Raw genomic sequence first — 21,568 nt, 5'->3', positions numbered from 1 at the left:
CCTATGACGAAACTGGTCTTCTTCGACCTCGACGAGCACGAACAGGATGTGGTCAGGGATACCTTCACCGGCGAGAACGGCTACGAGGTCGACCTGCACTCTGATGCGCTCACGAGCGAGAACGCATCCCTTGCCCACGATGCCGACGGGATCGGGGTCTTTGTCACGTCGCATGTTACCCGGGAGGTCCTCGACCGGCTGCCGAGCCTCAAGGTGATCGCTGCCATGTCCACCGGGTTTGATCATATCGACGTTGACACCTGCCGGGAGAGGAACATCGCCGTCTGCAACGTGCCGCTCTACGGCGACACCACCGTGGCCGAGTTCGCGTTCGGGCTCATCCTGGCCCTCGCCCGGAAGTTCAGGCCGACGTTTGCGCGAACTGCCCGGGGTGACTTTTCCCGGACCGGGCTTGTAGGCATGGACCTCGCCGGAAAGACCCTCGGCCTGATCGGGACCGGGCGCATCGGGTCGCACCTCGCCCGCATCGCCCATGCAACGGGGATGAACGTGGTCGCCTACGACCTGCGGCCGAACCCGGACCTCACCCGGGATTACGGTGTCCGCTACCTGGCCCTCGACGACCTCCTCCGTCAGGCAGACGTCATCAGCCTGCACGTCCCCTACACGAAGTCCACGCACCACCTGATCAACACCGATAGGCTGCGGCTGGTCAAGGATACCGCGCTCCTCATCAACACATCCCGGGGCGGCGTGGTGGACATAAGGGCTGTCGCGGGCGCTCTCCGCGAAGGCCGCCTCGGGGGGGTCGCGCTCGATACCTTCGAGGGGGAGCAGGTCTGGATCGAGGAGGAGTTTGCCGGGGCAGGCGAGGCGTCGGCAGACGAACTCCGGGATGCGTTCGCGAGTTTCGCCCTCCTGCACTCGGACCGGGCAATTCTCTCGCCGCACAACGCCTTCAACACCCGTGAGGCGCTCGGGCGGATCCTCGCCACCAGCATCGAGAACATCAGGGCCTTCTTTGCCGGAAACCCACAGAACATCGTTGCCGGGACCTACCGTGTGCCGGCGGCGCCGCCTGCTGGAGGTGGGAGAGCATGAAGCAGGACGCGATCTACATTCGCTGGTTCGCCGACATCAGGAACGAGGACGTCGGCCTGGTCGGAGGGAAGAACGCATCGCTCGGTGAGATGTACAGCGAACTGACCCCGAAAGGCGTAAAGATCCCCGACGGGTTTGCCGTGACCGCCGGTGGTTACTGGCATGTCCTCGAGTCCGCGGGGATCCTCGACGACCTCAAAGAGACGCTTGCAGGACTCGATAGAAACAACGTCGCCGATCTTGCAAAGCGGGGGAAACGGGCCCGTGACCTCATCCTTGCGGCCGGAGTTCCCGACGACCTCTGGAGCGAGATCAAGGCGGCCTACGACATGCTCTGCGACGAGTTCGGGCCGGACGCCGACGTCGCCGTCCGGAGTTCAGCAACCGCCGAAGACCTCCCGACAGCCTCGTTTGCGGGCCAGCAGGAGACCTACCTGAACGTCCGGGGCTACCAGGCGCTGCGGGAGGCCTACATCCGGTGCCTTGCCTCCCTCTTCACCGACCGGGCGATCGCTTACCGGATAGACAACCACTTTGACCACTTCAAGGTCGCCCTCTCGGTCGGGGTCATGAAGATGGTCCGCTCCGACCTCGCCGCAAGCGGGGTCATCTTCACACTCGACACCGACACCGGCTTCCGGGACGTCGTCCTCATCACCGGGTCCTACGGGCTTGGCGAGATGATCGTTCAGGGCGCTGTCAACCCCGATGAGTTCTATGTCTTCAAACCGACGTTCCGGAAGGGCTATCGTGCTATCGTCAGGAAGAACCTCGGCGAGAAGAGGGTGAAACTGATCTACGGTCACGGCGGGGCGAAAGAGGTCACCCGGAGAGTCGATGTCCCGGAGATCGACCGGAAGAGGTTCTGCATCGCCGACGACGATGTCCTGACGCTTGCCGGATATGCGCTCACGATCGAGGACCACTACTCGGCGAAGGCCGGCAAGCCGGTGCCGATGGATATCGAGTGGGCAAAGGACGGCGAAACCGGAGAACTCTTCATCGTCCAGGCCCGGCCTGAGACGGTGCAGTCGCAGAAGGCAGGAGATGTCCTCGAGACCTACCACCTGGACGAACGCGGGGCGGTGCTTGCTGTCGGAAAGAGCATCGGCGACGCGATCGCCTCCGGGAAGGCCCGGGTCATCACCGATGTCAGCCGTCTCCCCGAGTTCAAGCCGGGGGAGGTCCTCGTCTCCGACACCACCACGCCGGACTGGGAGCCGGTGATGAAGACGGCCGCCGCCATCGTGACGAACCGGGGCGGGCGGACCTCCCACGCCGCGATCGTCAGCCGGGAGCTCGGGATCCCCGCGGTCGTCGGAACGGGCGACGCGACCGGGAAGGTCCCTACAGGCCGGGAGGTGACGGTCAGCTGCGCCGAGGGCGAGGAGGGGTTCGTCTATGACGGCACCCTCCCGTTCCACGTCGAGAAGATCCGGCTCTCGGACCTGCGGAGGCCCAAGACCGAGGTGATGATGAACCTCGGGAACCCGGACGCGGCCTTCGGGCTCGCGATGGTCCCGAACGACGGTATCGGGCTTGCCCGGATGGAGTTCATCATCAGCAGTTACATCAAGGTCCACCCGATGGCGCTCGTCCACCCCGAGCGGGTCACGGACGAAGCGGTCAGGCGATCGATTGCGGACCTCACTTACGGCTACCAGGATGGCGAGGAGTACTTCGTGGAGAGGCTCGCGGAAGGCGCCGGAACCATCGCCGCTGCGTTCTACCCGAACCCGGTGGTCGTCCGGATGAGCGACTTCAAGACGAACGAGTACGCAAGCCTGCTCGGCGGGACCTACTTCGAGCCCGAGGAGGCGAACCCGATGCTCGGGTTCCGCGGCGCCTCCCGCTACTACGACGAGCGTTACCGGGAGGGGTTTGCACTCGAATGCCGGGCGATGAAGCGGGTCAGAGAAGAGATGGGGCTTGTAAACCTGATCATCATGATCCCCTTCTGCCGCCGGGTGGAGGAGGCAAAACGGGTCATCGGAGAGCTCGAAAAGAACGGTCTCCGGCGGGGCGAGAACGGCCTTCAGATATACCAGATGTGCGAGATCCCAAACAACGTCATCCAGATTGATGCGTTCAGCGACTACTTCGACGGGTTCTCGATCGGCTCAAACGACCTGACCCAGCTGACGCTCGGCATCGACCGCGACTCCGCGGTCGTGGGCGGGGCCTTCGACGAGCGCGATCCGGGCGTCAAGCGGATGGTCGCGATGGCGGTCGAGGGGTGCCGGCGGAACGGACGGCACAGCGGGCTCTGCGGCGAGGCGCCGAGCACCTACCCGGAGTTCGCCGACTTCCTGGTGGAGCAGGGGATCGACTCGATATCGGTCGAACCCGACGCGATACTGAAGATCACCCTCCGTGTGGCCGAGGTCGAGGAGCGACTTATGGGCGCAAAGAGGGTGGCTCCGTTGCCGCGGTGAGGGATACCCCTCACCGGACAAACGGTATACTGCCGCGGTCGATGAGGCGATAGATGTAGACCTTTATCGGGTCCGTGATCACAAGCGCCCAGACCAGCGCGTAGACCCAGACGAAGATCGCGAGCGGCCAGCCGATGGGCGTTATGATGAACCCGTAGACGGTGATCAGCGTCGCGACCGATTGTGTGATGACCACCGCCCCGAGCAGGGCCGACGCGGGCCGGACGGACCAGAACGGGCCGCGGGTGCGGGCGACGAAGACGGTGAGGTGGCCGGCGACCGCGAGTTTGAGGAAGATGAGCGACCGGATGACATCCAGGGAGAGGTGTAGCGGCCCCTGGGCGATGGCGAGCATGGTAAAGGAAGATACGACGCCCACGAACCCGATGAGCGTCGCGAGCATGAGGATCTCGCGCATCTTCCATCGCTCGGGGGACCGGGAGTAGAGGACGTTGTCCCAGGCGATGGTCATGATCGGGATATCGTTTAAGAGGGCGAGGAGGACGATCATCAGGGCGGTTATCGGGAAGAACCCAAAGATCAGGATCGAGAGGGTGATGAAGAAGAGGACGCGGATGGTCTCGGCGATCCGGTAGGTGACGTAGTGGCTCATGCGCTGAAAGATCATCCGGCTCTCTTTGATCGCGTCGATGATCACCGAGAGCCCGGGTTTCGTGAGGACGATCGCGGCCGCCGACTTTGCCGCGTCCGTGGCACCGGCGACCGCGATCCCGACGTCAGCTTTCTTCAGGGCGGGAGCGTCGTTCACGCCGTCGCCGGTCATGCCGACGATGTGTCCCCGGGACTGGAGGAGTGAGACTATCCGGTATTTGTGTTCAGGGAAGACCTCGGCAAACCCGGCCGCCTTCTCGACAATCTCCGCGGCTTTTGGGTCACTCTCCTTTACGAAGGCGTCGGCGGTGGCGATATCGGTCCTGAGGTTCACCTCCCGGGCGACCTCCCGGGCGATCGCCACATGGTCGCCGGTGACCATCTTGACGTCGAGCCCCATCTCTGCCGCCGTCTTGATGGTTGCCGCGGAGTCGTCACGGGGCGGGTCGTGGAGCCCGAGGACGCCGGCGTAGGTCCAGGCGCCGGGGGTTTCGCTCCGTGCGACGCCGAGCATCCGGTAGCCTTTCTTCGCAAATTCCTCGGAGAGGCGGTCGACCGCCTCTGTAAGATCCTTCCCCGCGCCGGCGAGGGCAAGGATCACCTGCGGCGCACCCTTTGCGACCGAAAACTCCCGGCCGTCGCTGCCCCTGACCGTGGCCTCGGTGCGCTTCACCACCGGGTCGAAGGGCTTGAAGCCGGTGACAGTGTAGGAGGAGAGCCGTTCTTCGATGCCTCGCGCTTCTTTCGACTCGATGATCGCGATGTCGATGGGGTCCTGGTCCTCCTCCCGGGATGCGAGGAGGGCGGCGAGGAGCACGTTCTCCTTGCCAAATCCTTCAAAGGGGGCGACCTCGGCGAGGGTGAGTCTGTTCTCGGTGATCGTCCCGGTCTTGTCCGAGCAGAGGACGTCCACCCCGGCCATCTCCTCGATGGCGACGAGTTTGCTGACGATGGCCTCTCGCCGGGCAAGCGCCGTCGCCCCCACGGCCATGGTGATCGAGAGGACGGCCGGCAGCGCAGCGGGGATCGCCGCCACGATCAGGACGAGAGCGAACTGGAGGGTTTCAAGGATGCTCTCCTGCCTGATGAGCGAGACGATGAAGACTATGGTGACGAGGGCGATCGCAAGCATGATCAGGTAATCGCCGATCCTGACGACGGCCTTCTGGAAGTGGCTGGCCGTCATCGCCTCCCCGGCGAGCTGGGCAGTCCTGCCGAAGAAGGTCTTCTCTCCCGTGGCCACCACGAGCGCAGTCATCTCGCCCTGTTTGATGGTGGAGCCGGAGTAGGCGATGTCCGATGCGTGCTTCTCGACCGGCATCGACTCACCGGTGAGAGCGGATTCATCGGCCGAGAGGAAGTCCCCCTCGACGAGTTTGATGTCTGCGGGTACGATGTCCCCGTTCCTGACCCGGACGATATCCCCGGGAACGAGGTCCCGGGCGGCGGCCTTCTGCCACCTGCCGTCGCGAAGCACCCTTGCTTCGAGCGCGAGCCTCTTTTTCAGCATGGCGATGGCGTTGCCTGCCTGATACTCCTGCCAGAAACCGACGACTGCGTTGACGAGAAGGAGGGCGAAGATGATCGCGAAGTCCTCCCAGCGCCCGATAGCGGCGGAGATAACGATCGCCGCCTCGATCATCCACGGGATGGGGCCCCAGAAGTAGCGGAAGAATTTCAGGACCGCGCTCTCCTCTTTCTCGGGGATCTCGTTGTGGCCGAACCTCTGGATGCGGTTCTCCGCCTCGGACCGGGTCAGGCCCTCCCGTTGGGAGGAGAGGGCCTGGTAGAGGTCGTCGACAGCCATGTCCCGGGCCTTATCGGTGCTGATCGTCTGGCGCTCCATGGTCTTCCCGCCCGCCCCCCTCTCCCGGGTGATCGTATATAGGTGCCGCTGCCGGCCCCGGGGGCTCGGTGTGTCTGTGGGGTTATCTTCCCCGCCCCACCGATGTAGCAGTAGACTGTGGTGGATATCGCCATTGAGGATCTCCCTCGGCGGCAACCCCACCCCACCCGGCCTCCGGCCTCCTCCCCGCCCCCGGGGGCGGGGGCAGTGGGGTGGGGATACCCAGTGGAAAGCCGTGTCCGGAGTGACTCAGGAGAGGGGTTCCCGGAGGGGGCAGGTGGAGTCCAGAGATGGGCGGGGCCCCGGTTCTTCCCGGGCTTATCCTGATGCACTGGACCGTGGCGGCTATCACCCCACCCGGCCTCCAGGAGTAGTGCGTGGCGATACCCGGTGGCAATCGGGCGATGGGCGTATGCGGGTGGTGCTGTGCTGCATAACCCGGCCCAAAACCCGGTGCGTCGGCAGGTTCATATGGGGCCCGGGTGGATGCAGGGCCATGGTGGCGAGGGACCCGATCTGCGGGATGCCAATGGACCCGGCAAAGGCGGCCTACTCGGTGGAGGTCCGCGGCGGGACCTACTACTTCTCGAGCGAACTCTGCAGGGATACGTTCATCGAGGGAGAGAAGATCGCTTACTTCTCTATGGAGATCGGCCTTGAGAGCGATATACCGACCTACAGCGGCGGCCTCGGGGTACTTGCCGGGGACGTCATCCGTTCGAGCGCCGACCTCCTCATACCGATGGTCGCGGTGACGCTCGTCAACCGGAAAGGCTACGTGCGCCAGCGCCTGACCCCGCAAGGCGACCAGATTGACCTCCCGGGCGAATGGGACCCCGGGGCACACATGCGGGAACTCCCCCAGCGGGTGACCGTGCGGATCGGGGACGCAAACGTCGCGATCCGGGCCTGGCTCTACGACTACTGGAGCCCTGTCGGCGGCCTCGTGCCGGTCCTCTTTCTCGACACGGATCTTGCGGAGAACAGACCGGAGGACCGGGAGATAACCGACCGCCTCTATACCGGCGACCGGGAGTACCGGCTGAAACGGGCGATTGTGCTCGGGATCGGCGGGGCCCGGATGCTCGCCGCGCAGGGCATCCGGGTCGGCAAGTACCACATCAACGAGAGCCACTCGAGCCTCCTCACCCTCGAACTCCTGAGGCAGCCGGGGATGGACGAGGAGAGGGTGCAGACGCAGTGCATCTTCACCACCCACACCCCGGTGGCGGTGGCGTTCGAGAAGTTCCCACGGGAGATGGCAGTCCGCCTGCTCGGCGGCGTGGTCCCGCCGGACCTGCTCGAGGAGTACGTCGGCGATGACGGACTTGCACTCGCGACTCTCGCGTTCCGCCTGAGCAAATACGTCAACGGCGTGACGACGGCGCACATGAACTTCTCGCGGCGGCTCTTCCCGGCCTTCCACATCCGGGCGGTGACGAACGGCGTCCACCCGCACACGTGGACGTCGGGACCGTTCCGGGATCTCTACGACCGCTACATCGCGGGCTGGGCGCAGGAGCCGGAGCTGCTCGTCAGGGTCGACGAGATTCCGCACGAGGATATCAGGCACGCTCACCGGCAGGCGAAGCAGGCCCTGGTGGACTACGTCAGGGAGAAGAACGGCGTCGACCTGGACCCTTCCGCCCTCACGATCGGGTTTGCCCGGAGGGCGGCGGCCTACAAGCGGGCAGCCCTGCTCTTCTCGGACCTTGAGAAACTGCGGGAGGCCGGGAGGCGGGGGGCGATCCAGCTCGTCTTTTCCGGGAAGGCCCATCCGGCGGATGCGGCCGGCAGGCAGGAGATCCGCCGCGTTCACGACGCCATGCGCGACCTTGAGGGGGAGGTGACGGGCGTCTATCTCGAGAACTACTCGATGGATATTGCGGCCCTGATGACCGCGGGGGTGGACGTCTGGCTGAACACGCCGCTGCCGCCCTTTGAAGCGAGCGGCACGAGCGGGATGAAGGCCGCCCTGAACGGTGTGATAAACTTCAGCGTCCTCGACGGCTGGTGGATCGAGGGCTGGATCGAGGGGACGACGGGGTGGGCGATCGGCCCCGGACCCGGTGCGCTGGTGAGCGAGGAAGAGCGGCGGAGGCGGGAGCTCCAGGACCTCTACAGCAAACTCGAGTACCTGATCATCCCCACCTACTACCTCCGGAAGGACGAGTGGGCGACGATCATGCGGAGCTCGATCGCGAAGATCGCCTACTACTTCAACACGCACCGCATGATGCGGCGCTACGCGACGGAGGCGTACCTGTAGGGAGAATCGTGAATCCAGGGAGCCGGCGGATCCCCCGTCCCAACCGGGCCTGGTCTAATCATGTAACACAGATGTTACAGCGATCCCCGATGATGTAACACATCTGTAACAGTCCCGACCCCTGTAGTAACAAAACTGTAACAAATAAATCCTGGGCCGCAAAACCATATTTCAATGTCCAGAGTCGTCCGGATCAACGAAGAGGCGCTGGCGGTCGCCCTGCAGTACGGGAAGAACCTCTCAGCCGGGATCATGAAGATGGAGGAGATGATCAAGAAGCAGGAGAAGGCAAAGCGCGACTACACGGCCATCGAGGAGATGGTCCGGCGGACGATCCGCGAGGAGCTTGAGGCCCTGAGCCGGTACTGAACGGGCTAGCAACGCCCTCAAAGACGTTCCAGACGTTTGCAGACTGCAACCTTGCTGTAATCATCGCGTATAAACCGTTAGCTCACGCGAAGGCGCGAAGAACGCGAAGATCGGTTATCTGAGAGGAACTCCCCTTCGCGCCTTCGCGCCTTCGCGTCTTTCGCGTGAGATACGGGTGCGGATAGCGATATGGCCCCATGCAAAGTCGTGAAGGTTGTGAGACTATATTTCTTCCCCCCTCTGCGTTCTTCTCCGCTCACCCCCGCCCCGACAGCACCGTAAGCCCCCTGAGCCACTCAAACGGAGCCTCATCGAACTCCTCCGGCGTCATCCGCCACACCCAGTTCCCTTCCGCCGTCGAGGGGTAGTTCATCCGTGCCGCCGCACCGAGGCCGAGGACGTCCTGCATCGGGACGATGCAGACCCGGGCGACCGAGGTCATCCCGAGGCGGACGAGCTCGCGGTGGACGGTGTCCGCCCCCACCTCCTTCCCGATGTAGGCATAGAGCCGCTCTTTGTCCTCCTCCGATGCCTCCTCCTCGAACCACCCTCTTGATGTGTTGTTGTCATGCGTCCCGGTGTAGCAGATGAGGTTCGGGATATAATTATGGGGGATGTGAGCGCTCTTTGCGATCCCTTCCCCGAACGCGAAGAGGAGGATCTTCATCCCCGGCAGGTCGAACCGGTCGAGAAGCCCCTGGACCGCCGGGGTGTTCGCCCCGAGATCCTCGGCGACGATGGCAAAGCAGGGGAGCCTCCGGGCGAGCGCCTCAAAGAAGTCGGCACCCGGCCCGTCGACCCAGGTGCCGCGCTCGGCCGTCGCATCACCCGCCGGGACCTCGTAGTAGTCCGCGAACGCCCGGAAGTGGTCGATCCGGAAGAGGTCGTAGAGTTCGCCGGAGCGGGCGATCCGGCGCACCCACCAGTCGTAGCCCTGCGCCTGAAGCGCGGCCCAGTCGTAGACCGGGTTTCCCCAGAGCTGCCCGGTGCTGCTGAAGATATCCGGGGGCACCCCGGCGACAACGGTCGGGCGGAGGTTCCCGTCCAGTTTGAAGATCCCCGGGTTTGCCCAGACATCGGCGCTCTCGTAGGCGACGTAGATCGGTATGTCGCCGATGACCTGAACCCCGCGGTCGGTGCAGTGCCGGCGGAGGGCCGACCACTGCCGGTCCGCGAGATACTGGAAGAACATCTCCTTCCCGATCCGGTCGGTGAGGCGCTCACGCATCTCCTCGAGGGCCTCCGGCAGCCGGGTCCTGACCTCCTCGGGCCACCGGTTCCAGGGGAGATCGTGGTAGTGGTCCGTGAGCGCGGTAAAGAGGGCGTGGTCGTCGAGCCACCACGCCGCCCGGGTGCAGAACGACTCGTAATCGCTCTCCGGCTCCGACTCACAGAACCGCCGGTGGGCAAGCCCGAGAAGCCGTTCCCGGTACCAGGCGACCGCCTCAAAGGCGACCCGGTCCTCCGGGAGGTCGGGATGCGGCTCCAGGTCTTCGGGGTCGATGAACCCGTCCCGGGCGAGGAGCTCGGGGCTGATGAGGAGGGTGTTGAGGGCGAACGCCGACGGGCTCGAGTAGGGGGAGTTGCCGTAACGGGCCCGGGTCGGGTTGAGCGGCAGGATCTGCCAGTAGTGCTGCCGGGCCCGCTCAAGCGCCTCGACGAACCGGTATGCCGCCGGGCCGAAGTCCCCGATGCCGTACGCCGACGGCAGCGAGGTGACGTGAAGGAGTATGCCGTTTCCCCGTGTATGGATCATCCTCTATCTCTCCCGATGAACGGGCCGAACCTTTGGGGCGCATCCTCATATAGTCTCGTCTCGGGGGTCCGCGCCCCTCCGGCCCGCCCGGGAGGGGCAGGGTCAACCAGGTTCCCCGCATACCGGGGGCCGAAGAGGAGGTGATGAGACGGGGTTACCGACCGGCGTGACCGCATCCCGTGTCCTGGAGACGATAGGCATGGTGATGCAGGGTCAGGGCACCGGTGTTCGCCCCTCCGCCGCCATCTTCGCGAGATACGCCTCGCGCCGCGCCACGTAGATGCCCGTCTGCTTCCCGAAGGGCACGTACTCGGCGACAGCCCTCCCCTCTTCCGCGAGCCGGCGCTTGGTCTCGTCCGCAATCCCCATCAGGAACGCGAACTCGACCGTCCCGGCCGGGGGCTCTACCAGCCACGCGACCAGGTCGGGGTCGTGGGTGGCGGCCGAGAACGGCACGCCCCGGTCGAGGAGTTCCGATGCAAGCGCCCGGAACCGGCGCCGGATATCGGTGAGATCGTCCGTATCCGCCGGGTAGGCTCCCTTCACCAGGCGGGGCTTGATGCCGTGGCGGACGATGCGGTCGAGGTCGCCGGTGGTGCGGTCAAGGGAGGTCTGGAGTGCGAGGGTCACGGGCAACCCCTGCCGGGCGCAGGCGACGGCGGCCTCCACCGTCGTCTCCACAAGCCCCCGCCCCTCCATATCCACCTCGAACCCGACGCCGTGCGCACGGGCCTCCTCGCAGAGCCGGAGCAGGGAGTCGCGGGCGGCCTCCCGGTCGAACGACGCACCAAATGCAGTCATCTTCACCGTGAGCGACGCGTCCAGGTGGTGCTCGCCGATCGCGGCTATCGCGGCCGAAGAGCACTCCCGGTTCTCCCGGGCCTGCTCCTCGCTCCGGGCATACTCGCCGAGGACGTCGAGGATACACCTGATGCCCCGGGCGTTCTGCGCCCTGCACCGCTGGACCGCCGCATCGAGGTCGGGCAGTGTCCATCGCTCAGCCCTGCCGGAAGTCCTCAGAACCACTGTATCCGCTCCGGCCCTACGGTCTCCTTGCGAGCAGCCACACGCGCCCGACCAGCCCCCGGCCCGCGGCCTTCTCCCAGAGGCCGAGGGCCTGCCGGGCGTCGTCGCAGGCCTCCTCCCCGATTAACCCGATAATGCTGTCCCGGCCCTGCCGCAACGATTCGCGGAGCTCCCGGACCCACAGGGCCGGGTCGCCCGGAACCTCCCCCCGCCCGGTGACAGCAAACCCATTCCGTTCGAGGATGTTAGCGTAGCTCTCGACCGTCTCAAGGTGCGGGAAGATCCTGAAGGTCTCCGGGGTGTGCCACTCATCGTCGCTCATCGGTCCGGTCTGGACCCAGTCGGTGAAGGCGAGGACGCCCCCGGGCTTCAAGACCCGGTAGATCTCGCCGACCATCCGGTCTCTGTCGACGACGTAGCACCAGGCGTCCTCGCCCCAGACGACGTCGAAGATCCCGTCGTGAAACGACATCTCGATGGCGTTCCCCTGCTGGAAGTCGACCTTGGCGGCGAGGCCGGCCGCCTCTGTCCTCCGGACCGCCTCCTCGACGACCTGCGGCACCGGAACGAGCCCGATCACCGTCGCGCCGTACTTCCGGCTAAGCCGCCGGGCCGCTCCCCCGGCCCCGGGGAGGAGGGCGAGCACCCGGCTCCCCGTTCCGATCCCCGCCCTCTCCGCGAGGTCTCCGGTCTCGCATTCCATCTCCTCGCCCGCGAGCATCTCCCAGATGAGCCCGACCGGCCCCCCGTAGACCCGCTCGACAACGCCGGCGTGGACATCCATCATAGTCATCCACTTCCGGCGCACGATATCGCCCATAGACCCTCACCGTGCCGCCGCGGGCACCTCCTCCCGCAGGGTGAAGAGGTCGCGGAGCGTGTCCCTGATGCAGGCCTCGAAGATATCCCGGACGTGGGTGTGGGCGATCTCGAGCCAGTCCGCGACCCCGTCCGGCGGGACGTTCTGGCCTTCGGCAAGGAAGTAGTCGATGTTCAGGAGGAACGCATTGTTCTCCGTCGACTCCGGCACGGCGTCGGTCAGTTCCACCCGGCAGTTGTCCCGGTTGTCGTGGAACGCGAACTCGCACCCGGTGATGAACCCTTCAGGAACCCGCGGGAGTTCCGGCGGGAGGGTCGGGTAGAAGGCGAAGTAGTCCGAGAGCGTCACCTCCCGCTCCGGTATCTCGATGAGGTTGACGTAGCGGAGGTTCATGGTCCCGATGGCATCGATCCCGATGACGTCGCGGACCCGGTTAAAGACACTCATGATCCGCTCCGAGAAGGCTTCCCAGTGGACGTAGGGCTTCTGGCAGCTCACCGTGAGAAGGCGGGGGCCGACCTGGACGGCACAGCCCTCGTCTTCGGCAAGGAATATCGACCGTTCGGTGACGAACAGTTCCTCGCGGAGCCCTTCGGGGCCGACGAGCATCACCACCTCGCGGACGTAGCGCTGGTCGCGTTTCGGGTAGGTCTCTTTCAGGCTGCTGTAGAGCAAGCCGGGGTAGGTCATGTCCCAGGTGGTCTCCTGGGGGAACCGGAACTCGCATATCACTTCGGCCGCAGGCGGGTTTACGTATTTTCGTACCTCTGCCATGATCTTCTCCTCAAGGGGTGTAGGATAGAAGGAGACTACTTTAAGGTGACTGCTGCCGGGAGAGCGACGGGACCGCGGCGGTGAGCACCCGTACTTTATCATCCGGGGCGCCCATCCGGATGCAATGGGCGAGACATTCCGCCAGACGGTCCACCTCCTCATGGGGGTCATCGGCGCCGGGATCATCCTCCTTCTCAATGACCGATGGGCGTTTGTCTTTTTGAGCACCGTGCTCGTCGCCGTCTTCCTCCTCTGCGACGCCTTCACCCGCGGCTACGACGTCCCGGTCTTCTCGCAGGTATTCGACGAGACCGAACGGCAGGGGAAGATCCCGCTCAAGGGCGCCATCGCCTACTCCGCCGGCGCCCTCTTCTGTCTCGCGGTCTTCGGGAGGGAGTACGCTGCGGTCGGGCTCGTCACGGTCGGGGTGCTCGGCAGCGTCTCAACGCTCATCGGGGTCCGGTTCGGCCGGCACGTCCTCCGGGGCAAGAAGTCGCTCGAGGGAACGGCTGCCGGGGCGGCGGCGGCCGCGTTCGCGCTCACCCTCCTTCTCCCGTGGTGGGCGGCGGTGGTGGTGGCGGGGGTCGCCGGGGTCATCGAGGCATACTTCCCGCTCGACGACAACATGGCAATCCAGATCGGGGCGTGCGTGACGCTCGCGGCGGTGGGGGTTATCGCGACGGGACTCTGAGGAGAGGCAGAACTTGAGAAGAGCGGGGCAGTCTAACTGCGGTGGAGGAAAGGGGTCCCGGAAGAGGGGAGGGGAAGGGGGCTCCCTTCAGTGCCTGACGCCCCGCTTCTTGAGTTCCTCGGACTTCCGCTTCGAGCACTCCTCGCACCGGAACTCGGGCGCCGGATCGTTGGACTTATCATAGTTCTCCGCACGGACAAGGCGGTAGCCGCGGGCGATCTTCCCGCAGTCCACGCAGCGCACCTCCTCTTTGACCTCCCACTGGGCGGCGAGCGTCTCTGAGGTGAAGATGAACCGGTCGACCCAGAAGAAGATGAGGCCCCCGATGAGGTTGGCGACGATGGTGGCGGCCAGTGCTCCGAGGCCCGCGAGCAGGTAGAGGACACCGGCAAGGAGCGGCGTCGAGAGCTGCCACCGGACGAGATAAAGGCCGTATCGTTTAAAATTTATTTCCACCTATAAAATTCGCCCGGGGATCTCATAAAACCGGGGCCGGCACCCGGCGGGAGGCCGTGCCGGGTGAGGAAAAGGCGGTATGAGAAGCCCCCTTTTTCGTGTGGTTATCCGAGCACAAGGATCCTGCGCGTCAGGCTCCTGTGCACCCGCTGCTCGTGCTCCTGCAGGATGGTGAAGTGCCGGGCGGCGATCGGCGCGATGTCGCGGTGCGTGACGACGACCGCGCGCCTTCCAGGCTTGAGGATCCGCCGGATCTCGGCGAGCGAGCCGTCATAGAGCCGGTCCATGCTCTCCCCGTGGATCCTGACCGACTGGCCGTAGGGGAGGTCGGTCACGACCGAATCCAGGGCGCCGTCGCAGATCGGGACCGCCGTGGCGTCGGCGATCATCACGTCAGAGCCGGGGAGGTTCTGCCGGTAGCCCGCGACCATGGCGGGGTCGAAGTCGCTGCCGAGCACCCGGACGCCGATCTCGCGGGCCTCAAGAAGGATTCCGCCGGTGCCGCAGAAGGGGTCGAAGATCAGTTCCCCCGGCCGGACCAGGGAGATGTTCACGAGCGCGCGGCCCATCCGGGGCATCATCACGCCGGGGTGGAAGAACGGCCGGCGCATGGGGTTCCGGAACTCAAACCCGCCCCGGTCGATCCGCGCAATCACGCGGCCGAAGTAGCAGCGGTCATCCGAGACGACGGCGCGGTACTCTTCGACAGGGTCGCGGAGCGAGACCGGGCCGGCGACCAGACCCCCGATCAGTTTCTCGACCTCAAGGCGGGCCAAGTCCATCCGGGCTCCCTGGATCAGCTTCACCCGGCCGGCGAACGGCTTCTCGGTCCGGATGGCAAGGTCGCGGAGGAGGCCTGTGAGCCCCTCCTTCGAGGGCTCGCACTCGCCGAGGTACTCCATCACCACGTGCGTCAGGGCAAGCCTCCCGACGGCCCCCGGGTCCGGGCACTCCGCGATGGCGACCTGGGTCCGCCGGTCGAGGACGGTGCCCACGCACTCCAGTTCAGCAACCGGGAGATCGGGGTGCTCGCCGGAGAGTTCGAAGAGCAGTTTCATCCTTATGGTATTGGCCCCGCGGGGCGATAAAGCGGGGGGATGACGGATCTATCCTTGATACCGAGGACCCGCTGGATACTGCTGACTGGTACCGCTCCGATTGGGTGCAACTCAAGATCCTGGCCGCCGGGAAGAAGATGAATGAAGTATATGCGATCTCGCCAGAGAATAAGGGATATGCTGAAAGGTTTCGGCTAAAATTACGGGGATTTTGTGGGATTCAATGATCTGCCGGGAGGAACAGGGTACTGAAAATGATGGGGGAGAGAGTTCATTGTATCTCCATTGCGGGCTTAGCGGTGGAGTTGACCGGTTACCAGGATTTTTTGAACAGCATCTTGAATGCGCATGAAGCTTGCCAAACGCTCGCCTTCTGCGGAACCATTGACTTCACGTATTGTGCTTCTCACATCATTTAAGAGATCACGTATGAGTTCATACTCATCGTCTTGCATCTTATTTGCAGAAACACGACTACGAATTTGATTTCGGATCGTAGAAAGATCATCATCAATCTCCCTCTGCAACGTATTGCTTTCATCACTGGACGGCAACTGACGAAACTCGATCAACGTCTGCTGCACCGTGTTATACAGGGCCATTTGCTCGTCTCGCGGACGACCATGGATAACTCCCTCACCTTCCTGTCCGATAGACCACATAGCCACCAATATTAAGATCAGTAGTAACCATTTACCAAGAATTATCAATAGATATGCCTGGTCAAAAGAACTATTATTGAAAACCAAAAGGAATACAGTGGCTATTAACGCACTTGCAATCAGGAAGATGCCGATCGTACTTCCAATGCTGATGTGCATTGCCGCAGGCAGTTTAGTTGTTGCATCTTTTGTAAAAAGCTGGAAATTATAAATTCCATATATCCCTGTTATAATTACCATCAAAGACACGTCGATCATCGCTATCCAGTATGAGTAGCGGGGTGTATCCGGTGCGAATGACAGGAAGATGCCAATAGTAAAAGACAGGGCAACAAGTAAAGCGGCGACTTGAATCAGAAGATTACGGTTATTATGAGTCATTTTAGTTTACCACCACACATTCGTTCTAATCGATACTTCAAAGGGTTTTACCACACTCGGGACAGAACTTCGCCCCTTCAGGAACCTGGGCACCACATGAAGGACAGCTGGCAGTCGATACAATTTTTTTGCCACAATGAGGACAAAAATTAGAACGAGTCGTCAGAGCCTGTCGACATGATGGACACACAGACGTTGTCGTAAGATTTGCACCACATTTGATGCAGAACTGACTACCTGCAGGAAGGTTTGCCTGACATTTTGGGCATATCAATGCAGATGAATTACCCGGTGGCGTCTGTGTAACCGATTGTGTTGCCTGATCCGTCATATAAGCGAACGGTCCAGCCATCCTGGCGCCGACTCCAAGCCCGATGCCAGCACCCATTAACGTCCCGGGAGCGCCGGGATTTTTTGCAGCTTCCGTCATAACATCGAAGCCCCGCATCATCTGGTATCGCTGGTCGCCAAGCCGTTCAATCTCCCGGGCTTTGAGATCAATCTCCTGGATCTTTTTCAACTCGTCAGTTGGGATGGTGATTGATGTGATGAAGAATTTGAGTAACTCAAGACCGTATTTGGCGAATTCGTCCCTGAGACGCTCTTCAACTAATTGTGATATTTCATCAATCCGGGCTGTGATAGTAGCAATCGAGAGGTTCCTATCCACAACGTATTTTGCTACAATGTCTTTCACCCTGGTGAGAATCACCCCGCGGAAATATTCGAGTACCATATCTCCTTTCCATTCGGGCATAGTTCCCACAATCTGGGTGATAAATAACCGCGAATCGGCAACTCGAAGTCCGAACTGCCCAAAACAACCTACAGGAACAAGCACCCCGTATTTTGGGTCCTCAACCGGTATGGGTGTTCGAGTGCCCCATTTATAATCAAGACGGGAAACCTGATTGACGTAATATATCTCCGCGGTGAATGGAGTCTCTCCACCAAACGGTAAATTAACAAGTCTCCCCAATAACGGTAAGTTTTTGGTCGATAGCGTGTGGGTGCCGGGTCCGAAAACATCCAGAGCCTGTCCACCCTTGAAAAATATTGCCTCCTGGCTTTCATTTACAATGAGTTGTGCTCCCAGTGTGATGTTCTCTTTATCATACTTCCAGACCAGACGTTCTGGAGACCCGTCATATTTAATGCGATCAATAAGCGCCATAGTATATCCTCTCCATTACCGTGCGAATAAGACCTCTTTCGTGCCAATTCTGAGCGACCTGACGTCAAAATGTGAGAGAGCAATGCTGCTGGATGGGGCCAGAATTTCCCTTCTTTCTGACTTTTTTGTATAGTACCTCGCACCAATCACTGGCAGATAGATTAATTGCAGTTGTCTAACGTTTCCTCCGGCATAACCCTGTGTTGACGATACGAATTGCTTCATATATTTTAATGCATCATCCGAACCCACCACGGGAACTACCGCGGGTGTTGAGTATCCGATGGTTGTACGGGACCGAATTGCACCATAACATTGCTCATTCAGAGGATCGCTTGAGTTGATAACGAAGCATTGCTTGTTATGGCGCATAGCTTCTGTTAAGATAAGTCCGGACGCCATTGATCCTTTCTTGAATATCACACCTTTCTGCTGTGAGAAATCCAGTTCGGCAAGCCAGAATGGTAGTAATATCTTCCTTTCTTCATCCACCGACTCTTTTCCACCTAAGAACGAGGATTTCACCAGGGCCACCATTCTTCCTTCAGCCCAGCCAAAGTCAGACACTACAGGTAGAGAAGCTTCACCGGCTGTCGATTCCATGTGCAGCGTCAGATTAGATAGGAAAGCTGACAACCACCTCAAATCCGAGGAGGGGGTCTGTGCTTTATCAACCATCTCTTCGAGGTTAGCCAAAAAGGTAGTGAAGGGCATCCCCGCTTCAGCGCCGCATTGGCCGTAGAATCTCACACAGGTGGCAAGAATGCGGATTGTGTCCGCGTCGTTGCGTGTTCCCTCAGCAGCGGGTACAGTCTCTCTTGGTTTCATTCCAGTTGCTTCAATTGCGGATGCAGTCTGCTCAAGTTTTTCAGCTATTGACTCCAGATTTTCTGCCACATAATCCGTCATCACGCCGTCTGCACTGCAAAACAGATCCTCTAGAATGTTTACAGCCTCTTCGAGTAGCTTCATCCTGGTTGCCAGAGCATCTGAAAATGCAGCTAACGACGGATCAATAGCCGATACCAATTGATTGGTCGTATTGTACAGTTCATTAAGGGCATGGAGGTTCGTTTTTGCTTTATGAAAGCCATCAGGTGTCGGGCTGGCAAGATGGTGGCGGACATTAGACAGGTAACCTGCCTCAAGACATCGTACTTCCAGAGCGTGCAACTCATACTGCTCCTTCTCGCCTATTGCAAAAAGCCTGATCTCAGGTGATTGAACGCGGACCACGGTCTCTTTTATTTTATCAACTAAATAATTCAGGTTAGGCGCTGATCGCAGTGTCTGATGAAAGGGAGAGGAAGGAAGCCCGGTAAGCAGGGAAAATGTAAAGAGGGACTGATAGCGAGTCAGGCTGAATATATCGGTTGCACGATCGGCTGCATTCTTCAATGGAGGTAATAGTTTGTCGTTGAAGATGAACTTGCGAGATGCCTCGTCAACCGTGGTGCCGATTCCTGCATTGCCGGCCACCTGGGAGATCCATTTCCTGATATCGCTTTTAAGGCGATCCATCTCCTCTGATGCTGTCTGCAGGGCAAATGTCCCGCCGCAGTAATCGCAGACGACACTAACCTGAGAAGGATCACTCGGTAACGGTAAAGGCGCCATACAACCCGGACATTGTAAGGAAACAGCCTCCTTGGGCAGAGCAGATACAGCCGCCGAGATAGGTTCCTCACTATGTCCAACCTGTGTGCTGAACTTCGCCTTCAGTTTTTTATAGGTACCGATATCAATCTCACCGAGCGCCACTCGACGATCAAGTGCATCCAGAATCTTTTCCATTTCGATATTGTCCATGGTTTCACCTCACGCTATATTCCGGTAAAGCATTAATTGCGTTAATTTTTCACAGATGGTATATACGTTATGTAATGGATCTGCTTCAGAGCCAATCAAATCTCTCTTTATAGACAGCAATAGTGTTGAATGACCTCTAATCCCTCCATTACATGATTTTTTGAGTGCTCTCCACCAATGTTCAGCCTATACTAGACAGTCATACTATCGTACAACGGACTCTGCTGCTCACTCGTTAGTGTCTGTGTGCTACACGCTCAAGCGACCGCAATCTTTCGCTATGGTTCATGAGCACCTCGTTCGTTTGCTGAAACAACTGATCAGCCCAAGCGCGAACTTCATCAGCACGCATCGTAGCATATCGGTCCGCTTGATTCTCGATCGCAGAGCCGCAAACAGTGCAGACGGTCACATGGCCTGTATTGTCAATCATGCGTAAGTCCTCGTTTGAGGACTCTAAGAGCTGGCTGTGATACTCCTCGGTTTCTGCGGGGTAATACTTGAAGAATACATCTTCTCCTTGCATTTCCCGGCCGCACATCCAGCAGTGAGATTTCGAGGATACCTTTGCGATATAGTCGTCAACAGTTTTTGACCAATCAGTGACCATAGCCTGACGAAAGCAGGATGCCGCCTTCTGCATCTGATCATGTGCCTGTACGGGTGAAGACAGAACAACTGAAAGAGCAGAATAATAATCTGACAGCCCTTCGCAGTAAAAAGCACGCAGGATTGCTTTTTCTACGGGACCATCCAGCTTGAGCCTCTCCGATATATGAAGCGGAGCGTAACCAAGTTTCATGAAACCTTCAGCCGCCTCCATATATTCTTGAGTCATATCGGCGTAATTGCCACACTGTTTTGCCCGTTCTTCGCACTGTAAGGATCTAAGTTCCGCGATGAGAAGGGATGTCTGCATCATTTCATCCTGGCTACCTATGCATGGAACTTCAGTTATAGGCTCCAGGGCCCGGATTACTTCACGAAGAGTATTGAGATTACGTTTGTCAATGAGTTCATACAATGCGGCATTAGCTTTTGCGAGTCTGGCCATGTCCTCATCTCCTTCCTGGAGGAACATCTCGGAAGCCTTCGCAAAGTGTTTGGTAGCAGCGGAGTAATCCGGCGGTTGAAGCAGGACACCTTTCTCATAGGCTCGCTGGTATTGTTCCTGCGCGTTAAGTCCTATCCCAATCTCTTTGCCAACTGCTTTTACTTTATCAAAAAGACCCATCTTCTATCTCCTTTGTTATAGCCATTGTAATTGGGGCAATAATTTTTCATATTATTTCAAAGGATCATTAACTTTTCTATTATATTCGGAGTCCTTTAAGGTAACAGAGCTTCATAGCCCAATGCGAACGCACCGATGCGCGGAAAGCGCATCGAAACGGTTACAAGGACCGATCCCTCAAGACCCGATACGGGAGACGATCCTCCGGAAACCGCAGTTTCGGGAGTTCCCGTTCGAGACACAGGTCTTTGGACGGTATGCCCGGGTGGAGAAGGCTCTGGTGAATGCAATCGTCGAATCCTACCTCCAGGGCGTCTCAACGAGGAGAGTCCAGGAGATCGTCAGTCATCTGGGGATCGATCAGCTCTCTCCGGCTTCGGTTTCCCGGATGGCCAAGGATCTCGACGATCAGGTGCAGGCATTCCTCCTGCGGCCGATCGAACAGGCTATCCCGTATCTCTTCGTGGATGCTTCCTACTACAAAATCCGGGACGGAGCACGGTACGTCACCAAGGCGGTCCTGGTGGTCGCCGGAGTGCGCGAGGATGGTTACCGGGAGATCTTGGGCGCGAAGTCACCGACTGTGAGAATGAAGAATTCTGGTCGGGACTCTTCGAGGACCTCAAAGAACGAGGACTTGCCGGGGTTCAACTGGTCATCTCGGATGGGCATACCGGCATCCAGAAGGCGGCTGAAGCCGCCTTCCTCGGTGCATCCTGGCAGATGTGTCAGGTTCATTGTACCCGAGCCGTCTTGAGGAATATTCCCCGGAAACACCAGAAGGAGGTTGTAGAGGGGCTGAAGGAGGCCTATGGGAATGAGCAGAGACTCCAGGATCTCGCTGATGACCTGAATGCCCGGGGATACCGAAAAGCCGCAAACACCATCGAACGATTCCTCCCCGGGCTCATGAGTTACACGGCATTCCCAAAACAGCACGGAAAGCGGATCCGAACAACGAACATGATGGAACGGGTCAATAAGGAACTCAAACGAAGGACCAAGGTCGTAGGAGCGTTCCCGAACGAGGAATCCCTCCTCCGGTTGGTCGGATCCATCCTGATGGACATCAACGAGGAGTGGGTCACCGGCAGAAGGTATTTGACCATGGAGAAGGAATGATCAGGCAAGGAG

General features: G+C 60.3%; 16 protein-coding genes and 1 pseudogene. 6 read left to right on the top strand and 11 right to left on the bottom strand.

Translation table 11 applies throughout. The features are described 5' to 3' along the window. Positions 1-3: 3 nt before the first annotated feature. Positions 4-1,062 (top strand): NAD(P)-dependent oxidoreductase, encoded by a 1,059-nt coding sequence (locus QZ408_RS07710; protein WP_292490675.1) that lies wholly within the window; start codon positions 4-6, stop codon positions 1,060-1,062. Further along, positions 1,059-3,497, top strand: coding sequence for a phosphoenolpyruvate synthase (gene ppsA, locus QZ408_RS07705; RefSeq protein ID WP_292490674.1), 2,439 nt, complete (start codon positions 1,059-1,061; stop codon positions 3,495-3,497). Before QZ408_RS07710 ends, ppsA begins: the two co-directional genes overlap by 4 nt. A gap of 10 nt (positions 3,498-3,507) precedes the next feature. Here the strand turns inward: ppsA and QZ408_RS07700 are convergent, their stop codons facing one another. After that, positions 3,508-5,955, bottom strand: coding sequence for a plasma-membrane proton-efflux P-type ATPase (locus tag QZ408_RS07700; protein WP_292490672.1), 2,448 nt, complete (start codon positions 5,953-5,955; stop codon positions 3,508-3,510). A gap of 496 nt (positions 5,956-6,451) precedes the next feature. Between QZ408_RS07700 and glgP the strand changes: the two genes are divergently transcribed. Beyond that, on the top strand, positions 6,452-8,224 hold the full coding sequence (gene glgP / locus QZ408_RS07695; RefSeq protein ID WP_292490671.1) for an alpha-glucan family phosphorylase: 1,773 nt from the start codon (positions 6,452-6,454) through the stop codon (positions 8,222-8,224). A gap of 174 nt (positions 8,225-8,398) precedes the next feature. Further along, a complete protein-coding gene (locus QZ408_RS07690; protein WP_292490670.1) occupies positions 8,399-8,593 on the top strand; it encodes a hypothetical protein in 195 nt (64 codons plus the stop codon). Positions 8,594-8,849: 256 nt separating this feature from the next. On the opposite strand, the gene malQ is transcribed toward QZ408_RS07690, so the two are convergent. The 4 genes from malQ to QZ408_RS07670 form a co-directional block, all read right to left on the bottom strand. Continuing rightward, positions 8,850-10,349 carry a 4-alpha-glucanotransferase gene (gene malQ, locus QZ408_RS07685; protein ID WP_292490669.1) on the bottom strand — a complete coding sequence of 500 codons (1,500 nt, stop codon included), beginning with the start codon at positions 10,347-10,349 and terminating at the stop codon, positions 8,850-8,852. Between the two features lie 213 nt (positions 10,350-10,562). Further along, positions 10,563-11,375 carry a proline dehydrogenase family protein gene (locus tag QZ408_RS07680; protein ID WP_292490667.1) on the bottom strand — a complete coding sequence of 271 codons (813 nt, stop codon included), beginning with the start codon at positions 11,373-11,375 and terminating at the stop codon, positions 10,563-10,565. 16 nt (positions 11,376-11,391) lie between these two features. Continuing rightward, a complete protein-coding gene (locus QZ408_RS07675) occupies positions 11,392-12,195 on the bottom strand; it encodes a methyltransferase domain-containing protein (RefSeq protein ID WP_292490666.1) in 804 nt (267 codons plus the stop codon). A 6-nt stretch (positions 12,196-12,201) separates the two neighbouring features. Then, positions 12,202-12,969: a TIGR04255 family protein gene (locus QZ408_RS07670; protein WP_292490664.1), complete on the bottom strand. Its 768-nt coding sequence runs from the start codon at positions 12,967-12,969 to the stop codon at positions 12,202-12,204. A 124-nt stretch (positions 12,970-13,093) separates the two neighbouring features. Between QZ408_RS07670 and QZ408_RS07665 the strand changes: the two genes are divergently transcribed. Beyond that, entirely contained in the window at positions 13,094-13,660 is a 567-nt protein-coding gene (locus tag QZ408_RS07665; protein WP_292490662.1) for a phosphatidate cytidylyltransferase, read from the top strand. Between the two features lie 87 nt (positions 13,661-13,747). On the opposite strand, the gene QZ408_RS07660 is transcribed toward QZ408_RS07665, so the two are convergent. The 6 genes from QZ408_RS07660 to QZ408_RS07635 form a co-directional block, all read right to left on the bottom strand. Next, entirely contained in the window at positions 13,748-14,116 is a 369-nt protein-coding gene (locus tag QZ408_RS07660; RefSeq protein ID WP_292490661.1) for a hypothetical protein, read from the bottom strand. Between the two features lie 104 nt (positions 14,117-14,220). Beyond that, the gene (locus tag QZ408_RS07655; protein ID WP_292490660.1) at positions 14,221-15,174 is read right to left on the bottom strand and encodes a methyltransferase domain-containing protein; all 954 of its coding nucleotides are present in this window, start codon (positions 15,172-15,174) and stop codon (positions 14,221-14,223) included. A 293-nt stretch (positions 15,175-15,467) separates the two neighbouring features. Further along, positions 15,468-16,217: a hypothetical protein gene (locus QZ408_RS07650; protein WP_214081214.1), complete on the bottom strand. Its 750-nt coding sequence runs from the start codon at positions 16,215-16,217 to the stop codon at positions 15,468-15,470. A gap of 37 nt (positions 16,218-16,254) precedes the next feature. Next, the gene (locus tag QZ408_RS07645) at positions 16,255-17,391 is read right to left on the bottom strand and encodes an SPFH domain-containing protein (protein WP_214081213.1); all 1,137 of its coding nucleotides are present in this window, start codon (positions 17,389-17,391) and stop codon (positions 16,255-16,257) included. Between the two features lie 15 nt (positions 17,392-17,406). Beyond that, positions 17,407-19,200 (bottom strand): hypothetical protein, encoded by a 1,794-nt coding sequence (locus QZ408_RS07640; protein WP_214081212.1) that lies wholly within the window; start codon positions 19,198-19,200, stop codon positions 17,407-17,409. 235 nt (positions 19,201-19,435) lie between these two features. Continuing rightward, the gene (locus QZ408_RS07635; protein ID WP_292490659.1) at positions 19,436-20,434 is read right to left on the bottom strand and encodes a hypothetical protein; all 999 of its coding nucleotides are present in this window, start codon (positions 20,432-20,434) and stop codon (positions 19,436-19,438) included. Positions 20,435-20,559: 125 nt separating this feature from the next. Here QZ408_RS07635 and QZ408_RS07630 point away from each other — a divergent pair. After that, a pseudogene (locus tag QZ408_RS07630) lies at positions 20,560-21,556 on the top strand (IS256 family transposase); the annotation flags it as partial. Positions 21,557-21,568: the final 12 nt, after the last annotated feature.

It is taken from the genome of Methanoculleus sp. 10, assembly GCF_913757945.1.
Classification (GTDB): Archaea; Halobacteriota; Methanomicrobia; order Methanomicrobiales; family Methanoculleaceae; genus Methanoculleus.
Note: the sequence above shows the minus strand (reverse complement) of the source record. Positions and strands in the feature narration are given on the sequence as shown.

Bases quoted from the DNA above. Each gene is read 5' to 3' on its own strand.
- QZ408_RS07690 (WP_292490670.1), top strand. From the start codon at position 8,399: ATGTCCAGAGTCGTCCGGATCAACGAAGAGGCGCTGGCGGTCGCCCTG.
- QZ408_RS07640 (WP_214081212.1), bottom strand. From the start codon at position 19,200: ATGGACAATATCGAAATGGAAAAGATTCTGGATGCACTTGATCGTCGA.
- QZ408_RS07675 (WP_292490666.1), bottom strand. From the start codon at position 12,195: ATGGGCGATATCGTGCGCCGGAAGTGGATGACTATGATGGATGTCCAC.
- ppsA (WP_292490674.1), top strand. From the start codon at position 1,059: ATGAAGCAGGACGCGATCTACATTCGCTGGTTCGCCGACATCAGGAAC.
- QZ408_RS07635 (WP_292490659.1), bottom strand. From the start codon at position 20,434: ATGGGTCTTTTTGATAAAGTAAAAGCAGTTGGCAAAGAGATTGGGATA.
- QZ408_RS07655 (WP_292490660.1), bottom strand. From the start codon at position 15,174: ATGAAACTGCTCTTCGAACTCTCCGGCGAGCACCCCGATCTCCCGGTT.
- glgP (WP_292490671.1), top strand. From the start codon at position 6,452: ATGGTGGCGAGGGACCCGATCTGCGGGATGCCAATGGACCCGGCAAAG.
- QZ408_RS07710 (WP_292490675.1), top strand. From the start codon at position 4: ATGACGAAACTGGTCTTCTTCGACCTCGACGAGCACGAACAGGATGTG.
- QZ408_RS07645 (WP_214081213.1), bottom strand. From the start codon at position 17,391: ATGGCGCTTATTGATCGCATTAAATATGACGGGTCTCCAGAACGTCTG.
- QZ408_RS07665 (WP_292490662.1), top strand. From the start codon at position 13,094: ATGGGCGAGACATTCCGCCAGACGGTCCACCTCCTCATGGGGGTCATC.
- QZ408_RS07670 (WP_292490664.1), bottom strand. From the start codon at position 12,969: ATGGCAGAGGTACGAAAATACGTAAACCCGCCTGCGGCCGAAGTGATA.
- QZ408_RS07700 (WP_292490672.1), bottom strand. From the start codon at position 5,955: ATGGAGCGCCAGACGATCAGCACCGATAAGGCCCGGGACATGGCTGTC.
- QZ408_RS07650 (WP_214081214.1), bottom strand. From the start codon at position 16,217: ATGACTCATAATAACCGTAATCTTCTGATTCAAGTCGCCGCTTTACTT.
- malQ (WP_292490669.1), bottom strand. From the start codon at position 10,349: ATGATCCATACACGGGGAAACGGCATACTCCTTCACGTCACCTCGCTG.